Origin of the sequence: Candidatus Magnetobacterium casense (genome assembly GCF_019173545.1) — a bacterium.
Classification (GTDB): domain Bacteria; phylum Nitrospirota; class Thermodesulfovibrionia; order Thermodesulfovibrionales; family Magnetobacteriaceae; genus Magnetobacterium; species Magnetobacterium cryptolimnobacter.
Window position 1 is genome coordinate 1 of record NZ_JABXWD010000436.1, and the last position, 2,628, is coordinate 2,628.

Annotated in this window: 4 protein-coding genes and 1 pseudogene; all 5 read left to right on the plus strand. The window is 49.0% G+C overall.

Going from position 1 to position 2,628, the window contains the following annotated elements; translation table 11 throughout:
• The coding region (locus tag HWQ67_RS15965) for a hypothetical protein (RefSeq protein WP_218253679.1) at window positions 1-410 on the plus strand (410 nt) is incomplete at its 5' end.
• 2 nt (window positions 411-412) lie between these two features.
• Complete coding sequence (locus tag HWQ67_RS15970; protein WP_218253680.1) at window positions 413-745, plus strand: hypothetical protein; 333 nt, start codon at window positions 413-415, stop codon at window positions 743-745.
• Entirely contained in the window at window positions 733-1,701 is a 969-nt protein-coding gene (locus HWQ67_RS15975; RefSeq protein WP_218253681.1) for an AAA family ATPase, read from the plus strand. Before HWQ67_RS15970 ends, HWQ67_RS15975 begins: the two co-directional genes overlap by 13 nt.
• A gap of 212 nt (window positions 1,702-1,913) precedes the next feature.
• Window positions 1,914-2,255 carry an MAGE domain-containing protein gene (locus tag HWQ67_RS15980; protein WP_218253682.1) on the plus strand — a complete coding sequence of 114 codons (342 nt, stop codon included), beginning with the start codon at window positions 1,914-1,916 and terminating at the stop codon, window positions 2,253-2,255.
• A 16-nt stretch (window positions 2,256-2,271) separates the two neighbouring features.
• Window positions 2,272-2,628, plus strand: a pseudogene (locus HWQ67_RS15985) (hypothetical protein); the annotation flags it as partial.

The window sequence follows — 2,628 nt, forward strand, 5'->3', positions numbered from 1 at the left end:
AAGCCGGGTTGATGGCCGCTTTGTTTTCTAGGGAAGTCGGACACGTTTACTGGTTTGAGAACATGGGAGAACCCATATCAAACCGGAATCTTCCGGCATTACTGGAAAAAACACAAATGATAATACAGCTACCGGAATATGAAAGCGCATTGGCCGAAGCCGGGGCGATCATGACACCATCACTGGTCACTGGATATTGCAACCAGATGACGACTCAGGTGGTGGCCAATATGGAAGAACAGGTGAGGGAATTGCAGGAACAAACGCTGGTCATGGCCCGAAAATACGTCCAGCCGTTATTCGTATATGGAATGGGAATAATAGCTATTTTGGGGTTAGGAACAGCGATTACGTTCTTCATCATGTCTCAAGGCAAACTGGATGATCTTATGAAAGCGTTGGGGATTTAATCATGGCAGATGTAATACAACAACGGTCTGACAAAGCTCTCGAATATGTGTTGAACCCGCCAGTTGATCGGATGTATGAGTTTACAGTTATACCCAAAGGCTCATCATGGTTGCTGGCCCATCAACTGGCCAAATTCCACATGTTTGATCCGGGAATACATAAATACGATGAGAATGGCAGGCTTCTTCGCCGGGTAACGATAGCAGAACTGGCCTATAATTTTTATTTTAAATTACAGCGGTCAGTTGACGGAAATCTCCTCAAAGGGGCACTTGATTTGTCGTCACTCGAATTAGGTGCCGACGATGGAGTACAGGACAGATGGGACCAGTAGATATCGAAACTCAGTTCAAATCTAACGGCAATGGCAGCGATGTCATAGATTGGGCCAACATCAAGACATTGGATGATGTCGAGCGGTTGGGTCCATTGAAACTCTATGACCACACACCGGAGGAAGGTCAGTTCGACCTGCTAATTGCGAACGACCTGACCGAGTATGAGTACGAAGACGCCAAGCGATGGGCGCGGTTCATTAATGGGGTCATTCTGGTAACGGGTCCGCCAGGAACAGGGAAAACGACGCTGCTCCATGTCATATCGTGGAAAATGAAGCGGTATTTCGGGAAACTGGTAACATGCGATGCACCCCCACGGCACTTGTTCGGCCTGTCGATCCCGAATAGTACGGAATTCCTACTTGAACAACTGGACAGGGTGCACGATCTGATGTACGATCACCCTGAATACTCGCAGTTTAACACCGACCCGTTAAGATGGTATTCCAGTAAGGGCCAGATATTTCTCAAACATGCTGTAATGCTGGAAGATGAATTCAGCAACAAAATGCCACGGGAAACGCCAAATCTGAGCATTTGCCAGATTTACCAGCGAATAGCTACGATATGGAGGCACTTTGACATTTTGATTCTGGGGGCGACTACGAAGAAAGAGGATATTACGCCTCATCTCTACCCGGAGGTGACGGCAGAGATTAGGTGTAAAGCACTGGCATCGAGGCCGGGGGTCTACAGGGGAATGCTGTATCCGCTGAAATATAATTCGGCTAAGGGGACATTTCTATCGAACGAGAAGCCGATTATCGTAGACACCGATGCGCTATCGCCTATCGAGGCATACAAGCACCCGCCATTGGCCGGATATCGCTGGGTTGACCTATTTAACTCAAAAAATCCGCAAGTTGCCAGGGTGCCCGAAGCATTGCGAAAACAGCTCAAAAAGAAGGCTACTGAACGGGGGGGTTATGACCGCACGAGAAATGGAAACTAAGATCACTCAGATGATGCCGAAACGGTTCTTGTATCCGGTTTATGTCATGCCAGCCATATTCATGGCAGTTATCATCATGATGGGCAAACTGATGGGATGGCCGGGGTTTATCGTGGGAACAGGGCTGTTTTTCGGGGTCGAATACTGGTATTTGACCCGTATCTATAACCCGATACGGAAATCGTTACGATCATTACTAATGGAGGGGCACAATGAAACGGAGAAGTGTCAGGAGCCGGAATAAACCGTTCACGATGACGGGATTTGTCGAAAAAAATCTGTCGAAACCCAAGAGTAAAAATCCGAAGCTGATACAGATTGGGTTGACGCCATTGGGCAGGCAAAAGAGTGAGGAATGGGACGACGTAGGCATCAAAACGCAAGTGCTCATTGTGTTGTCCCATGACGGGCCGCTAACGCAAAGCGAGTTGAAGCGGAAGTTGGAGCAACGTGGAGTCCGGTCTGTGGGGAACTTGAAAGACCTGTTGAGAACGCTCAGGTTGCAAGGGTACATCAGGCCAATAAATCCAGACGGCGGGGCACCGCTAGGCTAATACGGAGGGTAGAACGATGAGTCACAAAACACTGATAGCCACATTCTCGGTTGGGATGGTCATGTTGCTGGTATTGATAGCGGCACTGACCATCGATGTTAATCTCTATGCGGGTGACGGGCCAAAAGAGGAGGGGAAGCTCACAATCGGCTTTGGAGATGTGGTCACATTGACTATCGGCCCGGAACAGGCGTATGCCGATGTGACACCGGATTACACCTGCGATGGGGCTTCGGATGACGTCCAGTTCCAAGCCGCATTGAATGATCTACCGGCAGGTGGTGGCAAGATCGTCGTGTTCGGTGGCACCTATGATTTTGACGTCAACGTAACAAGGGCCATCGGGAACGTCATCTGGGAAGGTGTTGGCTAC

Excerpts from the sequence above, each read along its gene's own strand:
- HWQ67_RS15970 (WP_218253680.1), top strand. The coding sequence starts at position 413 with ATGGCAGATGTAATACAACAACGGTCTGACAAAGCTCTCGAATATGTG.
- HWQ67_RS15975 (WP_218253681.1), top strand. The coding sequence starts at position 733 with ATGGGACCAGTAGATATCGAAACTCAGTTCAAATCTAACGGCAATGGC.
- HWQ67_RS15980 (WP_218253682.1), top strand. The coding sequence starts at position 1,914 with ATGAAACGGAGAAGTGTCAGGAGCCGGAATAAACCGTTCACGATGACG.